Source organism: Acinetobacter sp. IK31, from assembly GCF_035615195.1.
In the GTDB taxonomy this organism is placed as follows: domain Bacteria; phylum Pseudomonadota; class Gammaproteobacteria; order Pseudomonadales; family Moraxellaceae; genus Acinetobacter; species Acinetobacter calcoaceticus_C.
In genome coordinates, this window is record NZ_JANBOB010000030.1 from 13284 (window position 1) to 33714 (window position 20431).

Annotated in this window: 19 protein-coding genes and 4 tRNA genes; 9 read left to right on the top strand and 14 right to left on the bottom strand. The window is 38.0% G+C overall.

The features are described from left to right. Positions 1 to 34: 34 nt before the first annotated feature. The gene (locus MSG66_RS13520) at positions 35 to 784 is read right to left on the bottom strand and encodes an NADPH-dependent F420 reductase (RefSeq protein WP_324654383.1); all 750 of its coding nucleotides are present in this window, start codon (positions 782 to 784) and stop codon (positions 35 to 37) included. A 109-nt stretch (positions 785 to 893) separates the two neighbouring features. Between MSG66_RS13520 and MSG66_RS13525 the strand changes: the two genes are divergently transcribed. Next, the gene (locus tag MSG66_RS13525; RefSeq protein WP_262472447.1) at positions 894 to 1268 is read left to right on the top strand and encodes a winged helix-turn-helix transcriptional regulator; all 375 of its coding nucleotides are present in this window, start codon (positions 894 to 896) and stop codon (positions 1266 to 1268) included. Between the two features lie 50 nt (positions 1269 to 1318). Here the strand turns inward: MSG66_RS13525 and MSG66_RS13530 are convergent, their stop codons facing one another. From MSG66_RS13530 to MSG66_RS13545, 4 genes are all read right to left on the bottom strand, one after another. Then, positions 1319 to 2125, bottom strand: coding sequence for an oxidoreductase (locus MSG66_RS13530; RefSeq protein ID WP_324654384.1), 807 nt, complete (start codon positions 2123 to 2125; stop codon positions 1319 to 1321). A 38-nt stretch (positions 2126 to 2163) separates the two neighbouring features. Next, positions 2164 to 5229, bottom strand: coding sequence for an efflux RND transporter permease subunit (locus MSG66_RS13535; RefSeq protein ID WP_324654385.1), 3066 nt, complete (start codon positions 5227 to 5229; stop codon positions 2164 to 2166). Next, a complete protein-coding gene (locus MSG66_RS13540; protein WP_324654386.1) occupies positions 5226 to 6353 on the bottom strand; it encodes an efflux RND transporter periplasmic adaptor subunit in 1128 nt (375 codons plus the stop codon). The genes MSG66_RS13535 and MSG66_RS13540 overlap by 4 nt, the downstream gene beginning before the upstream one ends. 82 nt (positions 6354 to 6435) lie before the next feature. After that, positions 6436 to 7056: a TetR/AcrR family transcriptional regulator gene (locus MSG66_RS13545; RefSeq protein WP_324654387.1), complete on the bottom strand. Its 621-nt coding sequence runs from the start codon at positions 7054 to 7056 to the stop codon at positions 6436 to 6438. Between the two features lie 127 nt (positions 7057 to 7183). Between MSG66_RS13545 and MSG66_RS13550 the strand changes: the two genes are divergently transcribed. The 5 genes from MSG66_RS13550 to MSG66_RS13570 all read left to right on the top strand — a co-directional run bounded on the left by MSG66_RS13550 (position 7184) and on the right by MSG66_RS13570 (position 12522). Continuing rightward, a complete protein-coding gene (locus MSG66_RS13550) occupies positions 7184 to 8620 on the top strand; it encodes a TolC family protein (protein WP_324654388.1) in 1437 nt (478 codons plus the stop codon). Positions 8621 to 8669: 49 nt separating this feature from the next. Continuing rightward, on the top strand, positions 8670 to 10031 hold the full coding sequence (locus MSG66_RS13555) for an MATE family efflux transporter (RefSeq protein WP_324654389.1): 1362 nt from the start codon (positions 8670 to 8672) through the stop codon (positions 10029 to 10031). Between the two features lie 124 nt (positions 10032 to 10155). Then, positions 10156 to 10989 carry an AraC family transcriptional regulator gene (locus MSG66_RS13560; protein ID WP_324654390.1) on the top strand — a complete coding sequence of 278 codons (834 nt, stop codon included), beginning with the start codon at positions 10156 to 10158 and terminating at the stop codon, positions 10987 to 10989. A 50-nt stretch (positions 10990 to 11039) separates the two neighbouring features. After that, positions 11040 to 11645: a LysE family translocator gene (locus MSG66_RS13565; RefSeq protein ID WP_324654391.1), complete on the top strand. Its 606-nt coding sequence runs from the start codon at positions 11040 to 11042 to the stop codon at positions 11643 to 11645. A gap of 535 nt (positions 11646 to 12180) precedes the next feature. Further along, a complete protein-coding gene (locus tag MSG66_RS13570; protein ID WP_042897118.1) occupies positions 12181 to 12522 on the top strand; it encodes a hypothetical protein in 342 nt (113 codons plus the stop codon). On the opposite strand, the gene MSG66_RS13575 is transcribed toward MSG66_RS13570, so the two are convergent. The 8 genes from MSG66_RS13575 to MSG66_RS13610 form a co-directional block, all read right to left on the bottom strand. After that, on the bottom strand, positions 12497 to 12967 hold the full coding sequence (locus MSG66_RS13575; RefSeq protein ID WP_324654392.1) for an AnBLUF65 family BLUF photoreceptors: 471 nt from the start codon (positions 12965 to 12967) through the stop codon (positions 12497 to 12499). The genes MSG66_RS13570 and MSG66_RS13575 overlap by 26 nt on opposite strands. 278 nt (positions 12968 to 13245) lie before the next feature. Next, positions 13246 to 13455, bottom strand: coding sequence for a cold-shock protein (locus tag MSG66_RS13580; protein ID WP_003650775.1), 210 nt, complete (start codon positions 13453 to 13455; stop codon positions 13246 to 13248). A 459-nt stretch (positions 13456 to 13914) separates the two neighbouring features. After that, a tRNA-Trp gene (locus MSG66_RS13585) sits at positions 13915 to 13988 on the bottom strand. 68 nt (positions 13989 to 14056) lie between these two features. Then, positions 14057 to 14141 (bottom strand) — tRNA-Leu (locus MSG66_RS13590). Between the two features lie 27 nt (positions 14142 to 14168). Beyond that, a tRNA-Trp gene (locus MSG66_RS13595) sits at positions 14169 to 14242 on the bottom strand. Between the two features lie 54 nt (positions 14243 to 14296). Next, positions 14297 to 14381, bottom strand: a tRNA-Leu gene (locus MSG66_RS13600). Between the two features lie 105 nt (positions 14382 to 14486). Then, positions 14487 to 15290, bottom strand: a complete 804-nt coding sequence (locus MSG66_RS13605) for a protein kinase domain-containing protein (protein WP_324654546.1) — start codon at positions 15288 to 15290, stop codon at positions 14487 to 14489. Then, positions 15277 to 16785 (bottom strand): DUF3336 domain-containing protein, encoded by a 1509-nt coding sequence (locus MSG66_RS13610; protein WP_133972589.1) that lies wholly within the window; start codon positions 16783 to 16785, stop codon positions 15277 to 15279. Before MSG66_RS13610 ends, MSG66_RS13605 begins: the two co-directional genes overlap by 14 nt. 177 nt (positions 16786 to 16962) lie before the next feature. Here MSG66_RS13610 and MSG66_RS13615 point away from each other — a divergent pair, with 177 nt between their 5' ends. Next, the gene (locus tag MSG66_RS13615; protein ID WP_133972587.1) at positions 16963 to 17844 is read left to right on the top strand and encodes an ATP-binding protein; all 882 of its coding nucleotides are present in this window, start codon (positions 16963 to 16965) and stop codon (positions 17842 to 17844) included. A gap of 108 nt (positions 17845 to 17952) precedes the next feature. Beyond that, positions 17953 to 19050 (top strand): DUF6670 family protein, encoded by a 1098-nt coding sequence (locus MSG66_RS13620; RefSeq protein ID WP_324654393.1) that lies wholly within the window; start codon positions 17953 to 17955, stop codon positions 19048 to 19050. Positions 19051 to 19058: 8 nt separating this feature from the next. Here the strand turns inward: MSG66_RS13620 and tsaD are convergent, their stop codons facing one another. Then, positions 19059 to 20069 carry a tRNA (adenosine(37)-N6)-threonylcarbamoyltransferase complex transferase subunit TsaD gene (gene tsaD, locus MSG66_RS13625; RefSeq protein WP_133972583.1) on the bottom strand — a complete coding sequence of 337 codons (1011 nt, stop codon included), beginning with the start codon at positions 20067 to 20069 and terminating at the stop codon, positions 19059 to 19061. A gap of 145 nt (positions 20070 to 20214) precedes the next feature. Here tsaD and rpsU point away from each other — a divergent pair, with 145 nt between their 5' ends. After that, positions 20215 to 20430, top strand: coding sequence for a 30S ribosomal protein S21 (gene rpsU / locus MSG66_RS13630; protein WP_001136722.1), 216 nt, complete (start codon positions 20215 to 20217; stop codon positions 20428 to 20430). Position 20431: the final 1 nt, after the last annotated feature.

Genomic DNA, 20431 nt, shown 5'->3' on the forward strand with positions numbered 1-20431 from the left:
TTAAAATTAAGTTTTAGAAAATAATTCTTAAAAATTAATCGACTATTGGATTTAAATTTCGATTCATTTGCACAATATCCTGATGCGTTGGATTGGCTCCTAAGCTTGAGAAGAGTTCAGGTAAACGATCACGCTTTTTTTGAGCCTCTCCTTTTTGAGCAATAGTGAGTCCTTTACTCATCATTTGCTGATCATAATCACAGCAATATGCTGGCGTACATGGTTGTTGTCTCCAAGAATCCTCTAAATTCCCTGCATCTACAGAGTCAAAACCTATGTCGTTAACAAGGCTCATAACAATATTTTTTGAAGAGACACTATCTCCAGCAACCGCTATCGCTAATCTATTTTCACTTCCTTCAACTTGGCCTAATTCTGCAAGTGAATAAGCTAAAATATTATTAAAAGCTTTAATAACAGGACGATTAATCTGCTTAGATACCCAAACACTTTCTGTCATTCCATCACCAATTTCTTTAATATGCGGATCACGGAAATCAGGATAATAATTACTCGTATCTATAATGATTTTATCTGTAGGCGCTGAGTAAAATAAATCTGCCGGCAATTCTTTTATAGCTGGGAGAGGAATTGATAAAATAACAACATCTGAAGAATTAACAGCTCCATATATATCGACTGCTTCTACGTTTATTTCATCCGCAATTTTTCTTACACCGTCCACACCTTTAGAATTCGCAACATATATAGTATGGCCTGCTTCTTTTAAAAGACGTGCAAGGGTCTTTCCAATATTACCCACACCAATCATACCTATTTTCATATAACAACCTTTTTAGAAGTTTAATACAGTTAATACTTTTAAGTTTAAAGATAAGCTGAGATAATAGGAAGTACACACAAAAAAGTAAGTATATTCCTAAAAGGTAAGTATGAAAGCAGAACGTGACTGGAATTGTGAAGATCCTCAACAGCGGCTAGTATGGGCAAAAATCACCACTGAAGCCCTTAAAGCTATTGAAGGAAAATGGAAAATAATTATCCTTTGTCAACTTTTTGCAGCAAAACAACCCCTACGTTTCTCTGCATTAGAAAAACTTATCGAAGGCGTTAATCAAAAAATGCTGATTCAGCAACTTAAACAATTAGAACAGGATGGGATCATTAAACGGACCGTCTATCCACAAGTCCCCCCTAAAGTTGAATATGAACTTACTGAAATAGGGTTAGCACTAGGCCCTTCAATGGAAGCACTTATTGAATGGGCAGAATTTAAAAATCAAAAATTAAATAGCGACTCAAAATAATAAAAACTAAGCATAAAATTTATGCTTAGTTTTTATAAGATAAAAATAAGTTATTTCAAACCAAAAGTTTTTCTAATGCTTTTATCAACAGGGCCACTTGGCATGAAGCGACGTAACTTACTTAATAAAGATGCTTGTCCAGATGGTGTACGGCGCATTTGCCAATCATTCAGTGCCGCTGTAACGATCGTATCGGCAACACCATCCGGTTGGGAGGCATGATTAATCTGATTCGATATGGCCTGTGTAGCTAAGTTACGTTCATTGTCATATTCAGGAATTTTTGCACTTATCAACGGCGCATTTTTATCCAGATTGGTTTTAGTGAAAGAAGGTTGGACAACTGTCACGCGAATTCCAAATTGACGAAGTTCATGATCTAGAGATTCAGATAACCCTTCAACGGCATGTTTGGTTGCCGAATATAGCCCCATATAAGGTGAAGGAAGAAAACCCAATACCGAACTAATATTTATAATTCTTCCATAATGCTGTACTCGCATATAAGGCAATACCGCTTGTATGGTACGAAGAATACTAAATACATTCGTATTAAATAAAAATTCTGCTTCTTTTATCGAGGTTTCTTCTACTGCACCGATCAGGCTTGCTCCAGCATTATTAATTAAAATATCAATACGCCCAGCCTTATCAATAATAGAATGAATCCCAAGCTGGACAGAGTCTTCATCAGACACATCCATTTCAACGAGCTCAACCCCTTCTATAGGTTGGGCTTTTACTTTATTTCTGACTGTTCCAAATACTTTATGGCCTTTTTTAGCAAATTTTTCTGCTGTGACTTGACCAATTCCTGATGAAACACCGGTAATTACCACTACTTGTGAGTTTGACATACGAACTCCAATAATTTTTAAATTTGAGAATCTGACCATTAAACCGTTGGTTTAGTTCCGATTTTGAACCAGATCGAATACATAGCTGGCAGGAAAACTAACGTTAAAATCGTTCCAGCAAGCGTTCCACCAATCAGTGTGTAAGCCAGCGTTCCCCAAAACACTGAATGAGTCAGAGGAATGAAAGCCAAAATAGCAGCCAAGGCCGTTAATATGACGGGTCTGGCACGTTGTACTGTGGCCTCCACAACTGCATTAAACGGATCTAGTCCAGATTGTTTGTTATGTTGAATTTGCCCAATCAAAATGAGTGTGTTGCGCATCAAAATTCCAGACAATGCAATCAACCCAACCAATGCATTGATCCCAAATGGCTGCTGAAATAAAAGAAGTGTCGGTACTACACCGATTAATCCCAACGGGCTGGTGAGAAACACCATAATCATTGCAGCGATAGATCTCACTTGAAGAATGATAATGAGCAGAGTCATTGCCAACATGATCGGGAAAATAGGAAGCATCGCTTTAGTGGCTTTACCCGACTCTTCAATAGAACCTGCTTCAATAATGCGATAACCCTTCGGTAGATTTTTCATAACGGATTCAAGCTGTTTGGTAATTGCTGTAGATACATCTGGTGGTTGCAACCCTTCAGCAATATCTCCCCGAACAGTAATGGTTGGGACCCGATCTCGACGGCGTATGACAGGTTCTTCCATCCGTACTTCGATCTTGCCAATTTGTGCAAGTGGAATACGTTGTCCATTTGCCCCAGTGAGTGTGAAATCACCAATTTTTGCAGGATCCAGTCTTATATCACCTGCAGAACGGGCAACGACTTGTACTGTACGAATATCTTCGCGCACAGAGGTAATCGGAATACCTGTTAACAAAAACTGTAGTTGCTGTGCCACTGAGCTTGATGTCAGACCAACTGCTTGTAAGCGGTCTTGCTCCAAGGTGAAATGAAGTGCTGGTACACGTGTTCCCCAGTCGGTATTTACAGTTCTCATCATTGGGCTAGCATTCATAACATGCTGAACCTGAGCTGCAATTACACGTAATTTTTCTGGATCAGGACCTGAAACTCGGTAAGCCACTGGATATGGCGAATATGGCCCAAAGACAAGTTGTGTTACACGTAGCTGTGCTTCTGAAGCAAGTCCATTCGAAATAGCTTGTCTTAAACGATGTTTTAAGGCTTCACGTTCCTCTTGCGTATCAGTTCGTATCACAACCTTGGCAAAGGATGGGTCTGGTAACTCAGGTCCCATTGAGAAATAAAAACGAGGTGCACCTTGACCAATATACGAAGTCACGATCTTTGCTTCATTTTGCTTAGCTAACCAAGCTTCAACTTTGGCTGTAGCAGCGCTAGTCTGTGTAATGGACGTGCCATAAGGCATTTGTACTTCAACAAGGACTTCAGGACGGTCAGAGATTGGGAAAAATTGTTTTTTCACCAATGCCATTCCACCTACTGACAAAACAAATAATCCTATAACACTGCCGGCAACAAGCCATTTACGAGCAATTACACGTTCAAGAATTTGACGGAAACGGTTATATCGTGGAGTGTCATAAATTGCGTTGTGCCCACCTTCGACCTTTTTAAAATTAGGTAACATCTTCACACCCAAATAAGGTGTAAAAACTACAGCAACAATCCATGAGGCAATAAGTGCAATGCCGACAATCCAAAACATATTGCTGGTATATTCACCAGCCGTAGACCGAGCAAAGCCATTTGGCATAAATCCAACCGCTGTGACCAGCGTTCCAGAGAGCATTGGTGCCGCCGTGTGGCTCCATGCATAAGCAGACGCCGCGATACGACTAAAACCCTCTTCCATTTTTACGACCATCATTTCAATGGCAATAATGGCGTCATCAACCAAGAGTCCTAAGGCTAAAATAAGAGAGCCCAGTGTAATTCGGTCAAAGTTTTTACCCGTTGCCAACATCACCACAAAAACAATAGCTAATGTAAGTGGCACAGCCATAGCAACAACAACGCCAACGCGCCATCCCATGCTGATAAAACTTACAAACATGACCACAAGCAATGCTGCAAAGAACTTAAGCATGAACTCATCTACTGACGAGCTAATATTAACCGCTTGATCAGTGACTTTATTCAAACTAATGCCAAGAGGTAAATCTTCATTGATTGAGCCAACTTCGTTCTCTAAGGCTTTACCTAGATCTAATCCATTCCATCCTTCACGCATGACTACCCCTAACAGTAAGGTAGGTTCACCGCCATTGCGGATAATGAAAGTTGCTGGATCTTCAGAACCACGTTTAACAGTCGCAATATCTGACAATTTCAAAGTACGACCTTGGGCAGTTATCGGCGTATCACGAATCTTTTGTAGTTTGTCGAAAGCACCATCTAATCTGACAAAAACTTGAGGACCTTTGGTTTCAATGGAACCCGCGGGAGTAAGTACATTCTGATTATTCAGTGCAGCAAATACATCTTGTGGATTTACGCCTAATGTTGCCAAGCGCTCATGTGAAAATTCAATATAGATACGTTCAGATTGCTCACCAATAATATTGACCTTCTTTACACCAGGCACATGGAGCAATTGCTGTCTTATGGTTTCTGCATCACGCACCAATAATCTTTGTGCTTCATTTTTTGCCTTCAGAGCAAATAATGCAAAAGTTACATCTGCATATTCATCATTAACCAGCGGTCCAATTACACCAGCTGGTAAATTGCTCATTTCATCATTTACTTTCTTCCTCGCTTGATAAAACTCCTCCTGAACCTGAGAAGGTGGCGTACTATCAAGTAAGGTCAGTGTGGTAAAAGCCAGCCCTGGTCTGGTATAGGTTTCTGTTCGGTCATACCAACGCAGCTCCTGCATCCGTTTTTCGATTTTTTCAGCGACTTGATCTTGCATTTCTTGGGCAGTTGCACCGGGCCAAGCAGTCACAATGGTCATGACCTTCACTGTAAAAGCTGGGTCTTCAGCTCGACCCAATTTAAAAAAAGCAACGATGCCTGCAATTGAAATCAGAAAAATCAGGAATAGCGTGATACCCCGTTCACGGACAGCAAGAGCCGACAGATTAAAACCTTTCTCGCTCATGAGCGCCCTCCTTCATTTCTAACTGAAGGATTTTTTGCCTGTGATGTAGTAATACGGACTAACTCGCCTTCTCGAAGTAAATGTGCACCTAGAGCAACAATTTGATCTCCACTTTGAATATTGCCAGTTACATATGCATATTCATCATCAACCTGTTTAACCACAACAGAACGCCACGTTACTTTTTGAGTTTTTCCATTAATTACCCATACCCCAGCCCCTTTACCCTTATCAAGTAAGGAACCCACGGGCACTTGTAAAAAATGTTGTGGACTCTGATTTTTAGCTCCAATACGTACAGTGACGGTTGAACCTAAAGGAGCATTTGCTAAATCTCCGTCTAATACAAAACGTGCTTCAAAAGTTCGAGTGAGTTGATCTGCTGTATTTGATAACTGTCTAAGTTTAGCTGGGACACTTATATTTTCTTTACCAAAGAGAGTGGCTTGACCAATAGCTCCTATTGCAGGGCGTAAGGTCTCAGGAAGCTGAATAACCGCTTCTCTTTGACCAGAATGAGCTAAACGAATTACTGTTTGACCCGCGCTTACAACTTGCCCCGGCTCAACCAGTGTTTCCATAATTGTGCCATCACCATCGGCTGTTAAGTCGGCATAGTGACTGGCATTTAATGCAACTTTAGCTTGAGCTTGCGTTGAACTTAGCTGTGCTCTAGCCGTATCTGCTGCTGCCTTAATCTGATCATAGGCGGAAGCAGATATAGCCCCACTTCCACGCAAATCACGATATCGAGCTTCGTCTTTTTCTGCTTGTTCAGCACGTGCTTTAGCTGCGCCTACAGCTTCTTGCTGAGCTTTGGCAGCAAGTTCTAAATCAACCGGATCAATACGCATCAGTAACTGTCCGCGTTTTACCGTCTGACCTGCTTCAACAAACCGTTTGATTACTTTGCCAGAGACACGAAAACCAAGATCACTTTCTACCCGTGCGCCTATCGTGCCTGTAAATGCTCTTGAGTCAGAAGTAATTTCTTCTTGCACAGTTGCGACTCGTACTAAGGGTGCCGAAGTACGGGGGTCAGATTGTGTATTTTCAGCACAACCTAGCAAGAAAAAAGGAAATAAATATATTGCAGCAAATGGAATAAGGCGACGATAACGCATATTAGAGTCCCCCCCTTGAAGAAATTAATCAGGAGACTCATTTTTAATCAAGTGACCAATTTAGTCAATAGTCACAAATTTATTATGGCGATAAACTTCTCAGTACAAGACTAGAAAGCAGCACTGGAGCATCAGCGTTATATGAAATGCTATGTTGTAAAAGTAATGGATGTAGATAAGGTCTCATAACTAAATAAATAGCCTTAACTGCTTCATCAATTGGTGTTTTTCTTTCAAAATCAGCAGCTTGACGACCTTCTTGAATAATATTTTGTAGTACTTTAAGAATTCGATTTTCATAAGCAACTGTAGCATCCCATTTCTCAGAGGCGGCAGAAACTGCAATTTCATAGAGCTTACGATCTTGCGAAAATAAACGAAGACTCCCTTCCACAATTACTTTAAACAACACTCTTAATTTTTCAGCAGGATATTCAGCTTCTTGAATGGCAGCATTAACTTCATCTTCAATTTCACGCAAGCAATTAGCACATATCATCTCGCCAATAGCTTGTTTAGATTCAAAAAATTTATAAATATAAGCTTTAGAAAAGCCTATAGACTTTGCAAGATCAGAAACTGTAGTTTTCTCATAACCATAGCGGCTGAAATGCTCTGTAGCAGCAACCACGATTTGGTCCCTGACCTCATGATCTTCCGGTCCTCGCTTTGAAACAGGATAACTACTTTTTTCTTTACTCATATTTTCAATTCAAACCTTTGTGTGAAAGTCGTAGTTTAACTCTTGGCCCCTGATATTGACAACAAGTGACTAAATTGTATTATAGTCACAATTAAACCATTGTTCAAAATCTCGCCTTGGGGAAAATATGTTATCTAGATCTATCGTTTTCTTACCAATACTCACCAGCATTCTTGCTGCTTGTACTGTAGGTCCTAATTATAAACGTCCCAATATATCGCTACCCGAGCAATACATTGGCGCTCCATTAAACTCATCAAGTGACGAAACCAAAGCAGATATTGAAGTATGGTGGAAAAGCTTTAATGACCCTCAACTTACTCGATATGTCACATTAGCATTAAAACAAAATCTTGATCTGACCCAAGCATATACCCGTGTAACTCAAGCCCAAGCAGGCTTATCGGCAGTCAATGCTTCTTTACGCCCAATAGGTACTGTTGACGCGCAAGCAGCTAAAGTTTACCAATCCGTTGACACTCCACTGGGGCAAGTTTTAAATTCAATGCCTAATTTTGACCGACATGGTAGTTCTTATGAGACAAACCTCAGTGCCACTTGGGAATTAGATATTTTCGGAGGTCTTCGAAGAGACCGTGAAAGTGCTCTAGCAAACTATCAGGCTTCGAATGCAGGCGCATCAGCAGTCCGTTTAATGGTCGCAGCGCAAACAGCAAATCTTTATATTAATATTCGAGGATTACAATCTCGATTAGACATTGCCCAGCAACAATTACAAACGCAACAAAAACTTCTTTCAATTATTCAACTTTTATATAGCAAAGGATTGGCATCTGAATTTCAGGTCAAACAAGCTAAAGCGAATGTTGCTCAAGTTCAAGCTGTAGTTCCCGCACTTGGAATGAATCTAGACATTGCCATGAATGCACTCGACGTCATGCTTGGAACCGTACCAGGAACTCACCAAGCTGAACTAGCGGAAGTAAAACCAATTCCTGTTATTCCTAACATTACAGAAACAGGAACACCTCACGATCTTTTAAGTAGACGCCCAGATCTCATCATGGCTGAAAGACAATTGGCAGCTTCAAATGCACGTATTGGCAGTGCGATTGCAGAATACTATCCCAAGATTTCCTTAAGCGGCTTAATTGGTAGTTCAACCATAGCAAGTGGAAACCTATTTTCAAGTGGTGCCAATCAAGCTGCTGGCTTATTAGGCTTGCGTTGGCGCTTATTTGATTTTGGTCGAATTAATGCACAAATTCGCTTAGCTAAGGGGCAAGAAGCCGAAATGCTTGCAGCCTACCAGTTAGCCGTTTTACATGCAGCAGAAGATGTAGAAAACTCGCTATCAACCTTATCTAAACGACAAGAACAACTCGTAGCACTTCAAGATGGAGAAAATGCACTAAAGCACGCACAAAAAATCGCTTTAATTGCTTATCAAAAAGGAATTAACAGTCAAATAGAAGTATTACAAGCAAATTCGAGTGCTTTGCAATTTTCAGATAGAAAACTTCAAGCACAAACTGATTCAGCCCTTGCAGCTGTAGCAGTTTACAAATCACTGGGTGGTGGCTGGCAACCTCAAAAATTTTGAAGCATCCCTATTGCCTCTATGACAAGCAGTTTATAAAGCGAGAATTATTATGCGGGAACAATCAGTACGCCAGCCGTTAAATACACATGATTTAAATCATGCGATCTTAAACGGACCAATTCCCCAAGTAATGCTAAAACTGGCGTTACCCACCATAGCTGTTCTACTTGTACAAACCCTGATTGGATTACTAGAAACATATTTTGTTAGCTCCCTAGGAACGGATGTAATAGCTGGCGTAGCCGTAGTGTTTCCAATTCTTATGCTCATGCAAATGCTTGCGAATGGTGGATTTGGTGGAGGACTAGCTTCAGCAATTGCTCGGGCTTCTGGAGCAGGTCGATCAGAAGATGTCCAATCCCTTGTCTGGCATGGTGTAATTCTTGCTGGCATTTTGGGAGGAGTTTTTAGTATTGTTATGCTCACCTCAGCCCAGATGATATATCACTTAATGGGCGTTACTGGCTTAGCTTTAGATGCAGCCCTCAAATATTCCAATATTATTTTTATGGGTTCACCGCTCATCTGGGCTGTAGCCCTACTCTCAGCCGCATTACGCGGTGCAGGTGATACAAAAACTCCGGCCCGCATAACGCTTCTAGGTGGAGTACTACTTTTACCCCTGTCACCTATTTTCATTTTTGGTTGGGGATTCATTCCTGCATTTGGCGTCGCTGGAGCTGGGCTCTCTGTCTTAAGTTATTATATTTTTGCCATCATATGCTTAATTAGGCACATGCGAGCAACACATAGCATTATCAAATTATCGATCAAGCCTATCAACTTTCAGTTCTTCAAAGATATTCTTGGTATTGGCTCACTATCTGCTATTGGAATAATCCAACTCAATTTAACCGTTGTTATCATAACAACCTTAGTTGGTCAATTTGGTTCTGATGCAATCGCTGGGTACGGTATTGCTTCCCGACTAGACTACGTGCAAGTTCCGCTTATGTTCGGTATCGGCTCAGCAATCATGACCATGGTAGGTATTAATTATGGAGCTGGACAATTTCAAAGAGCACGTCATATCACATGGGTTGGGGTTTTCATTACATTTCTTATTACTGGCTCAATAGGACTTTTCTTTAGTATTTTTCCTTCCATTTGGCTTGGTTTTTTCAGTCATGATCCATCTGTTCTTCAGACTGGAACAAATTATTTGCAACATGTTGCGCCTTTTTACGGAGCAATAGGTATAGGTATGGCTCTTTATTTTGCAGGCCAAGGTTCAAAACGATTATTAGGCCCTATCTTAGCTGGTACCATCAGAATGATTATTGCAGCTGTTATCGGAAGTATCGCTGTTCTATATTTTGATGCAAGTTTATCAACTTTCTTTCAAGTTATTGGCCTGAGTGCTTTGATATTTGGTTTGGTGTCCTGCTTGGCAAATTTTATACATAGATGAAATGGCATTGAGTTCAAAAAATTGCTCAATTTTCTTAAAGATTTTGCACAAATCTTCTAGAACTACACTCACCTCTTTTGTACCGTTCTAAGGGCTAAACTTAAAAATTTATGGATAGATTGTTATGGGTAACTGGGTGGACATTTCAAAAGATACCAATACAGGTATTGAAACAATCCGTGCCCATTTTACTGGTCATGCTTATGATCCCCACTGGCATTCGAGCTATTTAATTGGTGTAACTGAATCCGGCATTCAACAGTTTCACTGTCGTAAAAAGCAAATCAATAGTCATGCTGGGCAAGTCTTTATGCTTGAACCAGAAGAAATCCATGATGGACATGCTCCTGCGTCTGATGGCTTTACCTACCAAATGCTCTACCTACATCCAGACTGGTTAAAACAACGAATCCAAGGTTTATTTCATAATAGCCCTGATCACTACGAGTTAGTGATTGATGCACCATTAAAGTCAGATGAACAGCTCGCTATTATTACTTCTCAAGCATTCCAACATCTGCACTACAAAGAAATGAATATTGTCAAAGATAATAGTCTAGACCTACTTATTCAGTATATCGCACAAGGAAAATGGCTAAAAAAAGCTCACCAATCGTCTTGTACTCATACGCCTCGAATCGCATACCAAATCCGAGATATTTTGCATGATTATCTATTTGAAGATATCGGACTTGAAGACATCGCTCGCATGATAGGCCTAGACAGATACCATATTCACCGCATTTTTAAAGCAACTTTTCACTTGGCACCTCATCAATACCTCATTCAACTTAGACTTACACGAGCGCGTGATTTACTCGCCAGAAGCATATCTCCCGCACAAGTTGCTTCAGATTTATGCTTTGCTGACCAAAGTCATTTAAGTCGCTGGTTTAAGCGCTGCTATGGTTTAACACCCGCAGCCTATAGAAAAATCTGCACAAATCTTCAAGATTAAAAATCTTAATTATTTCATCTTGTAGACCCCTATTCGCTAAAACAGACAAGATGGAAAACTTTATTGCATTTTCATTATTTGCTATTGTTGCCTCAATTACTCCCGGCCCAACTAATTTTATAATTTTAAGCTTAAGTAGCCGTTATAAAATTTCTAAAACGTTTCCTGTCATTTTAGGTTCTTGCATCGGGGCTGCCCTACTTGTGCTCATCGTTGGCATTGGGCTGGGTTCAAGCCTTCTGGCTTACCCAATTATTCAAAAAATTATGACACTCATTGGTTTAATCTGGCTCACCTCGTTGGCTTGGAAATTATATAATTACAACCCTATTATTCATTTAGAGCAAGACAAAGAAAAAGATCCGATTGGTTTTCTTACTGGCTTTTTTATGCAAGCAGTTAATCCTAAAACATGGATGATGGCTTTTGCAGTGATTAGTGTCTACACAAAACAGGGGCAAGATATCTGGGTGAATATCTCAATTTTATCCTTCATTTTTTTAGTTATAGCTATTCCTTGTCTTTACACATGGGCTTTAGCTGGCAGGCTAAGCAAACGATTATTTTCAAAACCAAAGCATATGAATATTTTTAATAAAATGATGGCGCTGACACTACTCATCTCTGTATGGTTACCAATCCTATCTAATTTTTAATGTATAAATTAGAGCATATAACTTTTAATTATTAATTTTCTAATATTAATAAATACTTATTCTGATAATTTCATAAAATAACTTTTTACTGAATATTCATTTAATGAACTCATACTTTTTTATTTTGAGAAATATATAGCTCAAAACATATGTTACTTTTTGTTATTTATGTAAAACCCATCTCAACAATAAAACCAAATAACCAATTGATATATAAAGTTTTAATGTAAATTTTATTTTGTAAAATTCGTCTATATTTTATACAATTGTAGGCAATTTCCTACAACCATGTAAGTCAAAACCTACAAATTAACTCATTGTTTTTATTATAATTAATTTCGGCACATATAAGCACTCTTTACTATTAAATAGAAAGCTGAATATTAATGAAGAGATCTGGAAAAAACGGTAACGTTATCTTTATTAATATAAAAATTCTTAATAATAGAAAAAGAATCTCAAAAAATTAATATGTACTATCTTTCCTCTGGAAGCAGAGGAAAGATATTTTTTAATCATCAGATAGGATATAAAAATGTTTATTGCAAAAAATATATTTGTATATTTACTATCAATGTTAGCTTTATGCTTACTGATTATTTTCTTTAACTACCTAGGAATGAATGAGACGACCAACCTTCTGCTCTCTTCAGCACTTTTTGGAATATTTATTACTTGGTATTTCAAAGGTAGTGGACTATGTCTCGCTTTATTTAGCTTTTTTTACTGGGCAATGTTTGTGATTAGCCAAAGTTTAGAAGTGATATGGATGCTCGCAAGTTCAGTCATTGTATATCTTGTTATGACTAAAATGATTCCTAAACTCAAGACTATCCATATCGGGGTGATAGCTAGAAAGGGTTCACCCCACGCTTAACCATACCTACTTTCTTACCTGTATTAATTTTGCTTTGCTCAGCAATTGATAATTCATTTAAGAAAATTTTTAAATTCTGCTCATCAAGACGAATGGGATTAAAACTAGTTTCTCCCATACTTAAAAAGAAAGATTCAATATTCGTATTACGTTGTACATATTTCATTGACCAACGTTGAAAAGAGTTCTTCTCAATGGAATATGTACACAGCCATTTAACATTGTAGTGCCTTTGATCATTTTTAATTTTTTCAAATAATTGTTCCACTAACTCTTGTTCACCTTCTAGGCATTGAAAGAAAGCATTATCAGCATAATAGAGCACGCCACAAATTTGATTCAAGTCATTGAAATTTCGAGCTTCTGTCAGGATATCACGTAAATCTTGCAATAAATCTTCATTTTTTTCGTTTCGTTGGCTGGCATAACACAGTCTAACGTTCATTAACAATTCCGTGAAATATAAAATTTCTTTATCTAAAGATTTTTCAATCTAGCACATATTTATTCCTGATCATTTATATTTTATACCTACACTAAATCTATGTTTAAAAAAAACAACCGATGAGTGATCGCGAAGATTTATTAGACATACGAACTATTAGACATAAAAAAAGCCCTCTTTAATAAGGCTTTTATAGTATTTAAAAGAACAACAGAATTTCTTTTAAAAGACTGAAATAAAAAAAAGCACTAAATAGTGCTTTTTTTCTTACTGAAATATTATTGTGGAATAATATTTACAGCATTTGGGCCTTTTTGCCCTTGAGTAACAGTAAACGTTACACGTTGACCTTCGTGCAAAGTTTTGAAGCCTGAGCCAGAAATTTCTTTGAAGTGAGCAAACACATCTGGACCATTATCTTGTTGAATGAAACCGAAACCTTTAGTTTCGTTAAACCATTTTACTGTACCACTTACTGTATTAGACATGATATATCCTACTGATTTCTAATATTTTAGTATCATCTTACAATGACGCTAACATAACTTTGAAAAAAGAATAACAAATTGAGTTAAGATCTTAAAAAACGAAGGATTATGACTAAAACTACGATACTTTAAAGAAGATTTACTAACAAGACTTTTTTCTAGTTAAGAGCATGATACATGAAATAAATTTCTATTCAAGCTTTTTATTAAAAAAATTTTATAAATTATAATAAAAAACAGAAAAACAATAACTTAATAGAGCAACTAAAATATTAATATATTCTCTACTTAACCAACGACTTAGATCTGATTAGATAAAATATCAAGGAACAGAAAGGTAATCGCTCATAACTTATTCAATGGCTGAATGAAAATATGAACGAAGGCATGAAATAATTTGAGCTTTAAAAAATCTAGGCAATAAAAAAACTCCTAAAAAGGAGCTTTTTTTTAAATCATTGGCAGAGGATCAAGGACTCGAACCTTGACGAACGGTTTTGGAGACCGTCATGCTACCATTACACCAATCCTCTATATGTACGATTAAATAGCTAATGATTTAATCATAAAAAAAGCAAGAACATCGTCTTGCTTCTTTTAATGGTGGGGGCGAAGAGACTCGAACTCTTACACCTTGCGGCGCTGGAACCTAAATCCAGTGCGTCTACCAATTTCGCCACGCCCCCATCTGGGACATTTATTTAAAATAAATGTGGCAGAGGATCAAGGACTCGAACCTTGACGAACGGTTTTGGAGACCGTCATGCTACCATTACACCAATCCTCTTCCAAAATATAGATGAATTAACATCTACATTAAACTTTAAGATTTAACTTAAAGTGGTGGGGGCGAAGAGACTCGAACTCTTACACCTTGCGGCGCTGGAACCTAAATCCAGTGCGTCTACCAATTTCGCCACGCCCCCGATGGCTGTGTATATTAGCGATAAGATCTAACAGTGACAAGTGTTTTTTTTCTAAATAAATCTGACCGTGTAAATTGTATACAGAAACTAGATCAATGATTTTTATCAGATTGAAACTGCTTTTAAGCAATTGATCGCTTCAGCAGCATTTGTAAATCGATTTTGCTGCTTTTTTTGCAATAAGCCTGAAAGTAATGGATAAAAACTCATAAACTGTGGGGGTAATTGAATAGTTAAATTTTGGCAATGCAATACTGCCCAATCATAGTAATTGCTTGCTTCTAAGCGAGTTTGGGTTAACCATTCATATAAAACAACACCAAATGCGTATAAATCGCTTTGTATATCCTTACACGCCCCTCCAAACAACTCTGGCGCCATATATCGTGGCGTAGCATCCATCCTTGAATCTGAACTTGATAAAAGTCGGGCTTTCTCAAAATCAATCAAATAAGAATTTTGCTGAAACTTTCGAAAATGCTCTTTCTTAATATCTCCATGAATCCAACCAAATCTATGAAGTTCTGCGAGCTTATCTAACGCGAACCAAATCGTATGATATATATCAGTTAAATCTGTCTTAGAAAGCAATGATCCAAACCACAAATCAGTATCAGGTAAAATTAAAACCCTGCCTAAAGAATGGTTCAACTGAGGAATGGCACTCACTTCGATTAATTTATGGGGTAAAAGCCACGCAGGTTTCTGATGATTAATTTCTTCGTAAAATAATTGTTCATGGATAAAATCTTGCTCACTTTGAACATGCGTTTTAGGCAAATGATATTTTAACCAATAATCTTTGTTATCTATGCTAAATGTCCATAGATACCGCCCTAAAGCGGCACTCGCAGGTTTTGTCACACTTTTTAAGTTCTCAATATGCGAAGCAAAATCATGCTTCAGCATAGTAAGACTCTGGCTGTTGTTGCTTTTCTTCAAAACGTAAAACTTCTAAGCAATGCTGAATCGTCTTGCCAATACGAGCATGGGTCTCAATTGAAGAAATTTTTGGCCAAGTCGCGCGTTCCCCTTCTCGTTGCAAACGTTTGAACAAATGTGGACGTGGATTTTGTAAAGTATAGGTATAGTGACTCAAGCCATATTTAGCAATAATATTAACATCGCCATAATAACGTTGCCCCATTACCCCATATCCATGATCTAACAATCTTCTGACTGGAGAAATAGAACCAAGTCTTTGACGGGTAAAATCCATAATTCCCATCGACAGTACTTTGCCTTGACGTCTTAAAATACGTTCGGGCCAGCTTAAAACATCCTTACGAAAACGGTCAGCGTCATTTTGCATAAATGGCACAATATGTGGGTTAACCTGACTGGCAATGGTGTAATTTAAATTATATAAACGCGCCATTCTTTCTTGCGGAAAATCATTTCTTACACTGCCATCTACCCATTTTGTGTTTGCCATATAAGGTGTATGTTCACCGTCATAACGTTTACTGGTTAAACGAACTGGCGGAAATAACACAGGTACAGCACATGAAGCCAATACAGCACTCCATACCAAAACGTTCGGAGTCATAATGGCATTCATGATCCGCGGGTTTTCTGTTGCATCATAGGGAGCAACCGCAACATTAATATTTAAACCAGATTTTTTGAAAGCTTCCTCAAAAGTAAGATCACCTAAGTTTTCAACAAGGAATTTTTTCAAATAATGCACATCGGCAATGCCACCATTTCCCTTAATGAGTTCACGAAGTTTTCTAAAATGAAAAGCATCGCTAAAGAATTGTTCTCCATTTAATAAATTTTGAACATCTTCACTGGCAGAAGTTCCGAGCATGCCTGTCATAATTGCCCCAGCGCTTGAGCCAGACAACACTTTAGGCATTAAATCTTGTTCAATTAAAGCTTTACACACCCCAGTGTGGAAAAGCCCTAAAGTCGCTCCACCTGAGAACATAAGAGCCGGTTGTCCATATGCTTTTTCACAATTTTCAAAAAACTCAATTTTTTCTTTTCGTTGGAAAGTAATACACTCACTTGAAGCAATATAGGCCAAGCTTTGGCTAACTTCTTCAATATAATCTTCAATTAGTTTTTTTGTGCCTACATGCGTTGCAGCAAAAAGCATTGGATGACCAATGTTTGCAATATCGTACGTTAAGCCTTCTTTGAGGAGATAGATTAAATCTAATGTTCGATGTTGCTGGCGGTATCTTTTCAGTAAGGTATATCGATAAGAAATAAGTTCCGCATCGAAATAAGGTGAACTATTATCAAATTTCCACTCTTGCACACCAGTTTCTTCATCTAGTTTTAATGCAAAAGACTTCCACTCTTCATAAGATTCAGCCATGTCTAATTGACGTTGTAATTTTTTGATACGGTAAGCCTGATGCGGATTCATATCACTTCGTATTTTTTCAAACATATTTCGTCCTCATCTTCACAGATGATTTTACTGAATAGACATGACAACACTATGCGCGGTCTGAAGATTTCAATCAATTGCAAAACCGATAAACTGTATAGCAACAACTTTTTTGTCAGCCTGTTATTTTCGGTGTTAGTATCTTAGTAAATTACTGTTTAACATGATTGACTTACCATGGCTACCATTGATTTACCAGACAATTTAGTTCAGACATTATCACTTGTATTAAATCAATTACAGCAAGTCTTACCTGAACCTAAACAAGAGACAGATTTTACTGCACCTGCATTTAGATGGGAAAATCAGCAGCTTAAAGCCATCTATACGCCCAAAAATATTTATTTAGATGACTTAAAAGGTATCGCCCGCCAAAAAGAAAAAATTATTCAAAATACTTTGCAATTTTTAAATGGTTTACCAGCAAATGATGTACTTTTAACAGGCTCACGTGGTACAGGTAAATCATCTATTGTGCGTGCTTTATTGACTGAATATGCAAATCAAGGGTTACGTTTAATTGAAATTGAGCGTGATGATTTAGCAGACTTACCTAAAATTCAAAAACTCATTCAAAACCGACCTGAAAAATATATCGTATATTGCGATGACTTAGCTTTTAATGCTGAAGATGAAAACTATCGTAGTTTAAAAAGTGTATTAGATGGCTCACTACAATCTGGTTCGAGTAATTTTATTATTTATGCAACCAGTAACCGTCGCCATTTGTTACCCGAATTCATGCATGAGAATACACCTGTAACTAGAGTTGATGTTCCACAATATACTGAATTACATCCACAAGAAGCCATTGAAGAAAAGATCTCTTTGTCAGATCGCTTTGGTTTATGGTTATCTTTTTATCCAATGGACCAGAGTTTATATTTAGAAATCGTAGAGCATTATATTCATAAAGCAAACATGACTTTTAGTGACGAAGTTCGTGCTGAAAGTTTACGTTGGTGCCAAATGCGTGGTCAACGCTCTGGACGTGCTGCTTACCAGTTCTCAAAGCACTGGATTGGTTTAAATGGGTTAAAACAGTTGTCTAACAATTAAACGAAATGTCCCGCAAAGCCCTGGCTTTGGCCTAAAAACCGCTTAGATTTGGCAGTTGTTTCTCATAATCTAAAACAAAGATAGTCCTATCCTTATTTAGGTTTATATATGAAAAAACAATTGCCCAAAATTTCTATAGGCAGCAAAGTTTTAGGTCAAAGCTTATTGCTCGCGCAAGGCGCCTTGGATCAAGCAGAAAAATACTCAACTATTCCTTTTACGCAGTCTCATATCATTCGCCCACGAGTTGATGAAAAATATTATAGCTGGACACATTACGGTATCTTTTTTCCCCTTTTACCCAAACCACATCGTTATCTAAATATTATGATTTTATTAGGCACACCTGGTGCGCTAGCCTTTGATCATGACGACATAATTAATGAAGACCCCAGAAAAACTGCCACTTTTTTTTCAAGTACCGCCGCAGTTGAGCAAGCTTTGCTTAAGGCTTACATCATTCCCAATGATACAAAAATTGATAAAGACGGAAGCTTGATAGAATTAGGCAAAGAAATTTCAATACAAGGGACATTTCCGCAAGTTCATATCCATGGACATTATGATGGACTTGATTTCGACTTTGATATTGATGTTACATCATATGTTTCGTGGTTTATAAAAACACCAATTTATGATCATTTTAGTTTATTGGCAAAGTTTAAAGGCTTTTTAATTTATCAAGCAGAACGCATTGAAAGTGAGGGACTCTGTACGTATGAATATGCACGAGCAGTTGGTCCACATAGTTTCATAAACAAACTACTTCCTGACGCTTATAAACTGCCGCTTGATTTTTTTACTTATCAAATTATTAATTTAAACGAGACTACTCAACTTCTTCTTACTAAAGCAGATATTGCTGGACAGACGGTCGCTTATACCCTGCATATTAGATATCTTGATCAGCCAGCTGAAATTTATACAGATGTTAGCTTTGACGTTATTTCCCATCAAGTCGATGACTATATCTCACCGACTGGGCAAAAGATGCGACTTCCTAAATTTTTTTCGTGGATTGCTCGAAATGAGAATAAACAAATTATTTTGAATATTCAGGCAGAAATTGATTGCCCACTCCGTTATGGTCATGGGCGAGGTTATGCCAGCGGCTATAAATTTACTGGTAATTACTTCGGCAATGAAGTTCAAGGCCGTGGTTATATCGAATACATTGATGTCGAAAACCAAAAAGCTTTTGAATAAAAATAGTTTTATTCAGGAATAGACAATTCGGTCATTGGCCAACGTGGTGTTGTGGTTACAGCTAAACCATCATGTTGACCTGCTTTTAAGCGCTGATAACCAGCAAAAGCAATCATTGCCCCGTTATCAGTACATAAGGCAGGTTCAGCATAGTAAACTTGTGCCTTAATTTTAGCTAATGAAGTTTCCAACTGTTCACGTAATCGTAAATTTGCGCTCACCCCACCCGCTATAACTAAACGTTTTAGTCCAGTTTGCTTTAGAGCTTTTACTGATTTTTTTACTAAGGTATCTACAATTGCTTCTTGGAATGAAGCTGCAATATCCGCGTCTCGATTTTCACCATTCAATTTTTTCAATTGCACAGAAACTGCGGTTTTTAAACCACTAAAAGAAAAATCTAAACCTTGATGAAGCATTGGGCGCGGAAATGCAAATGCTGACGGATTACCGCTTAAAGCTAATTTTGCAATATTTGGACCGCCTGGGTACGGCAAACTCATCATTTTTGCAACTTTATCAAAAGCTTCTCCAGCTGCATCATCAATAGACTCACCCAAGAGTTCATATTGACCAATACCGTGAGCGGCCATTAATTGTGTATGTCCACCTGAAACTAATAAAGCAACAAATGGAAATTCGGGTGGTTGACTTGAGAGTAGAGGTGCCAACATGTGCCCCTCCATATGATGAACACCAATTGCAGGTTTATTTAAAGAAAAAGCTAAAGTTCTTCCAAATAAAGCCCCTGTCATTAAGGCTCCCATTAAGCCAGGACCTCGCGTATAAGCAACCGCATCAATCTCTTGCTTTTTTATTCCGCTTTGGTCAAGCAATTGATTCATTAAAGGAATTAATTTACGAACATGGTCACGAGAAGCAAGTTCAGGTACTACTCCACCATATTCGGCATGAAGTTTAATCTGACTATAAAGAACCTGTCCCCGTAAGCCGAGTTCGCTATCATAAAGTGCCAACCCTGTTTCATCACAAGAAGTTTCCAAGCCTAAAACAATCATCAAAACTGCCTTTTATATGAGTCAAAATATTGCAATCGCTATTATAGACTTGTGATATGAGTTGTAAATGAGTAAAATACTGACCTTCACTTGTGATCCGGCACAATAGTGTGCTTGATCTTATCCATAATCTAGAGGATTTTACATGCCACAAGTTAAGTTGAAAGAAGGCGAACCAGTTGACGTAGCTATCCGTCGTTTCAAACGTTCATGCGAAAAAGCTGGTGTTTTAGCTGACGTTCGTAAACGCGAATTCTACGAAAAACCAACTCAAGAACGTAAGCGCAAAAAAGCTGCTGCAGTTAAACGCTACCAAAAGAAATTGGCTCGCGAATCTGTACGTACTACTCGCCTTTACTAAT

What these genes read in the sequence shown, in the direction of transcription:
- MSG66_RS13580 (WP_003650775.1), bottom strand. Translation starts at nt 13,455, where the DNA reads ATGTCTAATACAGTAAGTGGTACAGTAAAATGGTTTAACGAAACTAAA.
- MSG66_RS13560 (WP_324654390.1), top strand. Translation starts at nt 10,156, where the DNA reads ATGGGTAACTGGGTGGACATTTCAAAAGATACCAATACAGGTATTGAA.
- MSG66_RS13520 (WP_324654383.1), bottom strand. Translation starts at nt 784, where the DNA reads ATGAAAATAGGTATGATTGGTGTGGGTAATATTGGAAAGACCCTTGCA.
- MSG66_RS13540 (WP_324654386.1), bottom strand. Translation starts at nt 6,353, where the DNA reads ATGCGTTATCGTCGCCTTATTCCATTTGCTGCAATATATTTATTTCCT.
- MSG66_RS13610 (WP_133972589.1), bottom strand. Translation starts at nt 16,785, where the DNA reads ATGTTTGAAAAAATACGAAGTGATATGAATCCGCATCAGGCTTACCGT.
- MSG66_RS13570 (WP_042897118.1), top strand. Translation starts at nt 12,181, where the DNA reads ATGTTTATTGCAAAAAATATATTTGTATATTTACTATCAATGTTAGCT.
- MSG66_RS13605 (WP_324654546.1), bottom strand. Translation starts at nt 15,290, where the DNA reads ATGCTGAAGCATGATTTTGCTTCGCATATTGAGAACTTAAAAAGTGTG.
- MSG66_RS13620 (WP_324654393.1), top strand. Translation starts at nt 17,953, where the DNA reads ATGAAAAAACAATTGCCCAAAATTTCTATAGGCAGCAAAGTTTTAGGT.
- MSG66_RS13545 (WP_324654387.1), bottom strand. Translation starts at nt 7,056, where the DNA reads ATGAGTAAAGAAAAAAGTAGTTATCCTGTTTCAAAGCGAGGACCGGAA.
- MSG66_RS13530 (WP_324654384.1), bottom strand. Translation starts at nt 2,125, where the DNA reads ATGTCAAACTCACAAGTAGTGGTAATTACCGGTGTTTCATCAGGAATT.
- MSG66_RS13550 (WP_324654388.1), top strand. Translation starts at nt 7,184, where the DNA reads ATGTTATCTAGATCTATCGTTTTCTTACCAATACTCACCAGCATTCTT.
- MSG66_RS13535 (WP_324654385.1), bottom strand. Translation starts at nt 5,229, where the DNA reads ATGAGCGAGAAAGGTTTTAATCTGTCGGCTCTTGCTGTCCGTGAACGG.
- MSG66_RS13575 (WP_324654392.1), bottom strand. Translation starts at nt 12,967, where the DNA reads ATGAACGTTAGACTGTGTTATGCCAGCCAACGAAACGAAAAAAATGAA.
- rpsU (WP_001136722.1), top strand. Translation starts at nt 20,215, where the DNA reads ATGCCACAAGTTAAGTTGAAAGAAGGCGAACCAGTTGACGTAGCTATC.
- MSG66_RS13615 (WP_133972587.1), top strand. Translation starts at nt 16,963, where the DNA reads ATGGCTACCATTGATTTACCAGACAATTTAGTTCAGACATTATCACTT.
- tsaD (WP_133972583.1), bottom strand. Translation starts at nt 20,069, where the DNA reads ATGATTGTTTTAGGCTTGGAAACTTCTTGTGATGAAACAGGGTTGGCA.
- MSG66_RS13525 (WP_262472447.1), top strand. Translation starts at nt 894, where the DNA reads ATGAAAGCAGAACGTGACTGGAATTGTGAAGATCCTCAACAGCGGCTA.
- MSG66_RS13565 (WP_324654391.1), top strand. Translation starts at nt 11,040, where the DNA reads ATGGAAAACTTTATTGCATTTTCATTATTTGCTATTGTTGCCTCAATT.
- MSG66_RS13555 (WP_324654389.1), top strand. Translation starts at nt 8,670, where the DNA reads ATGCGGGAACAATCAGTACGCCAGCCGTTAAATACACATGATTTAAAT.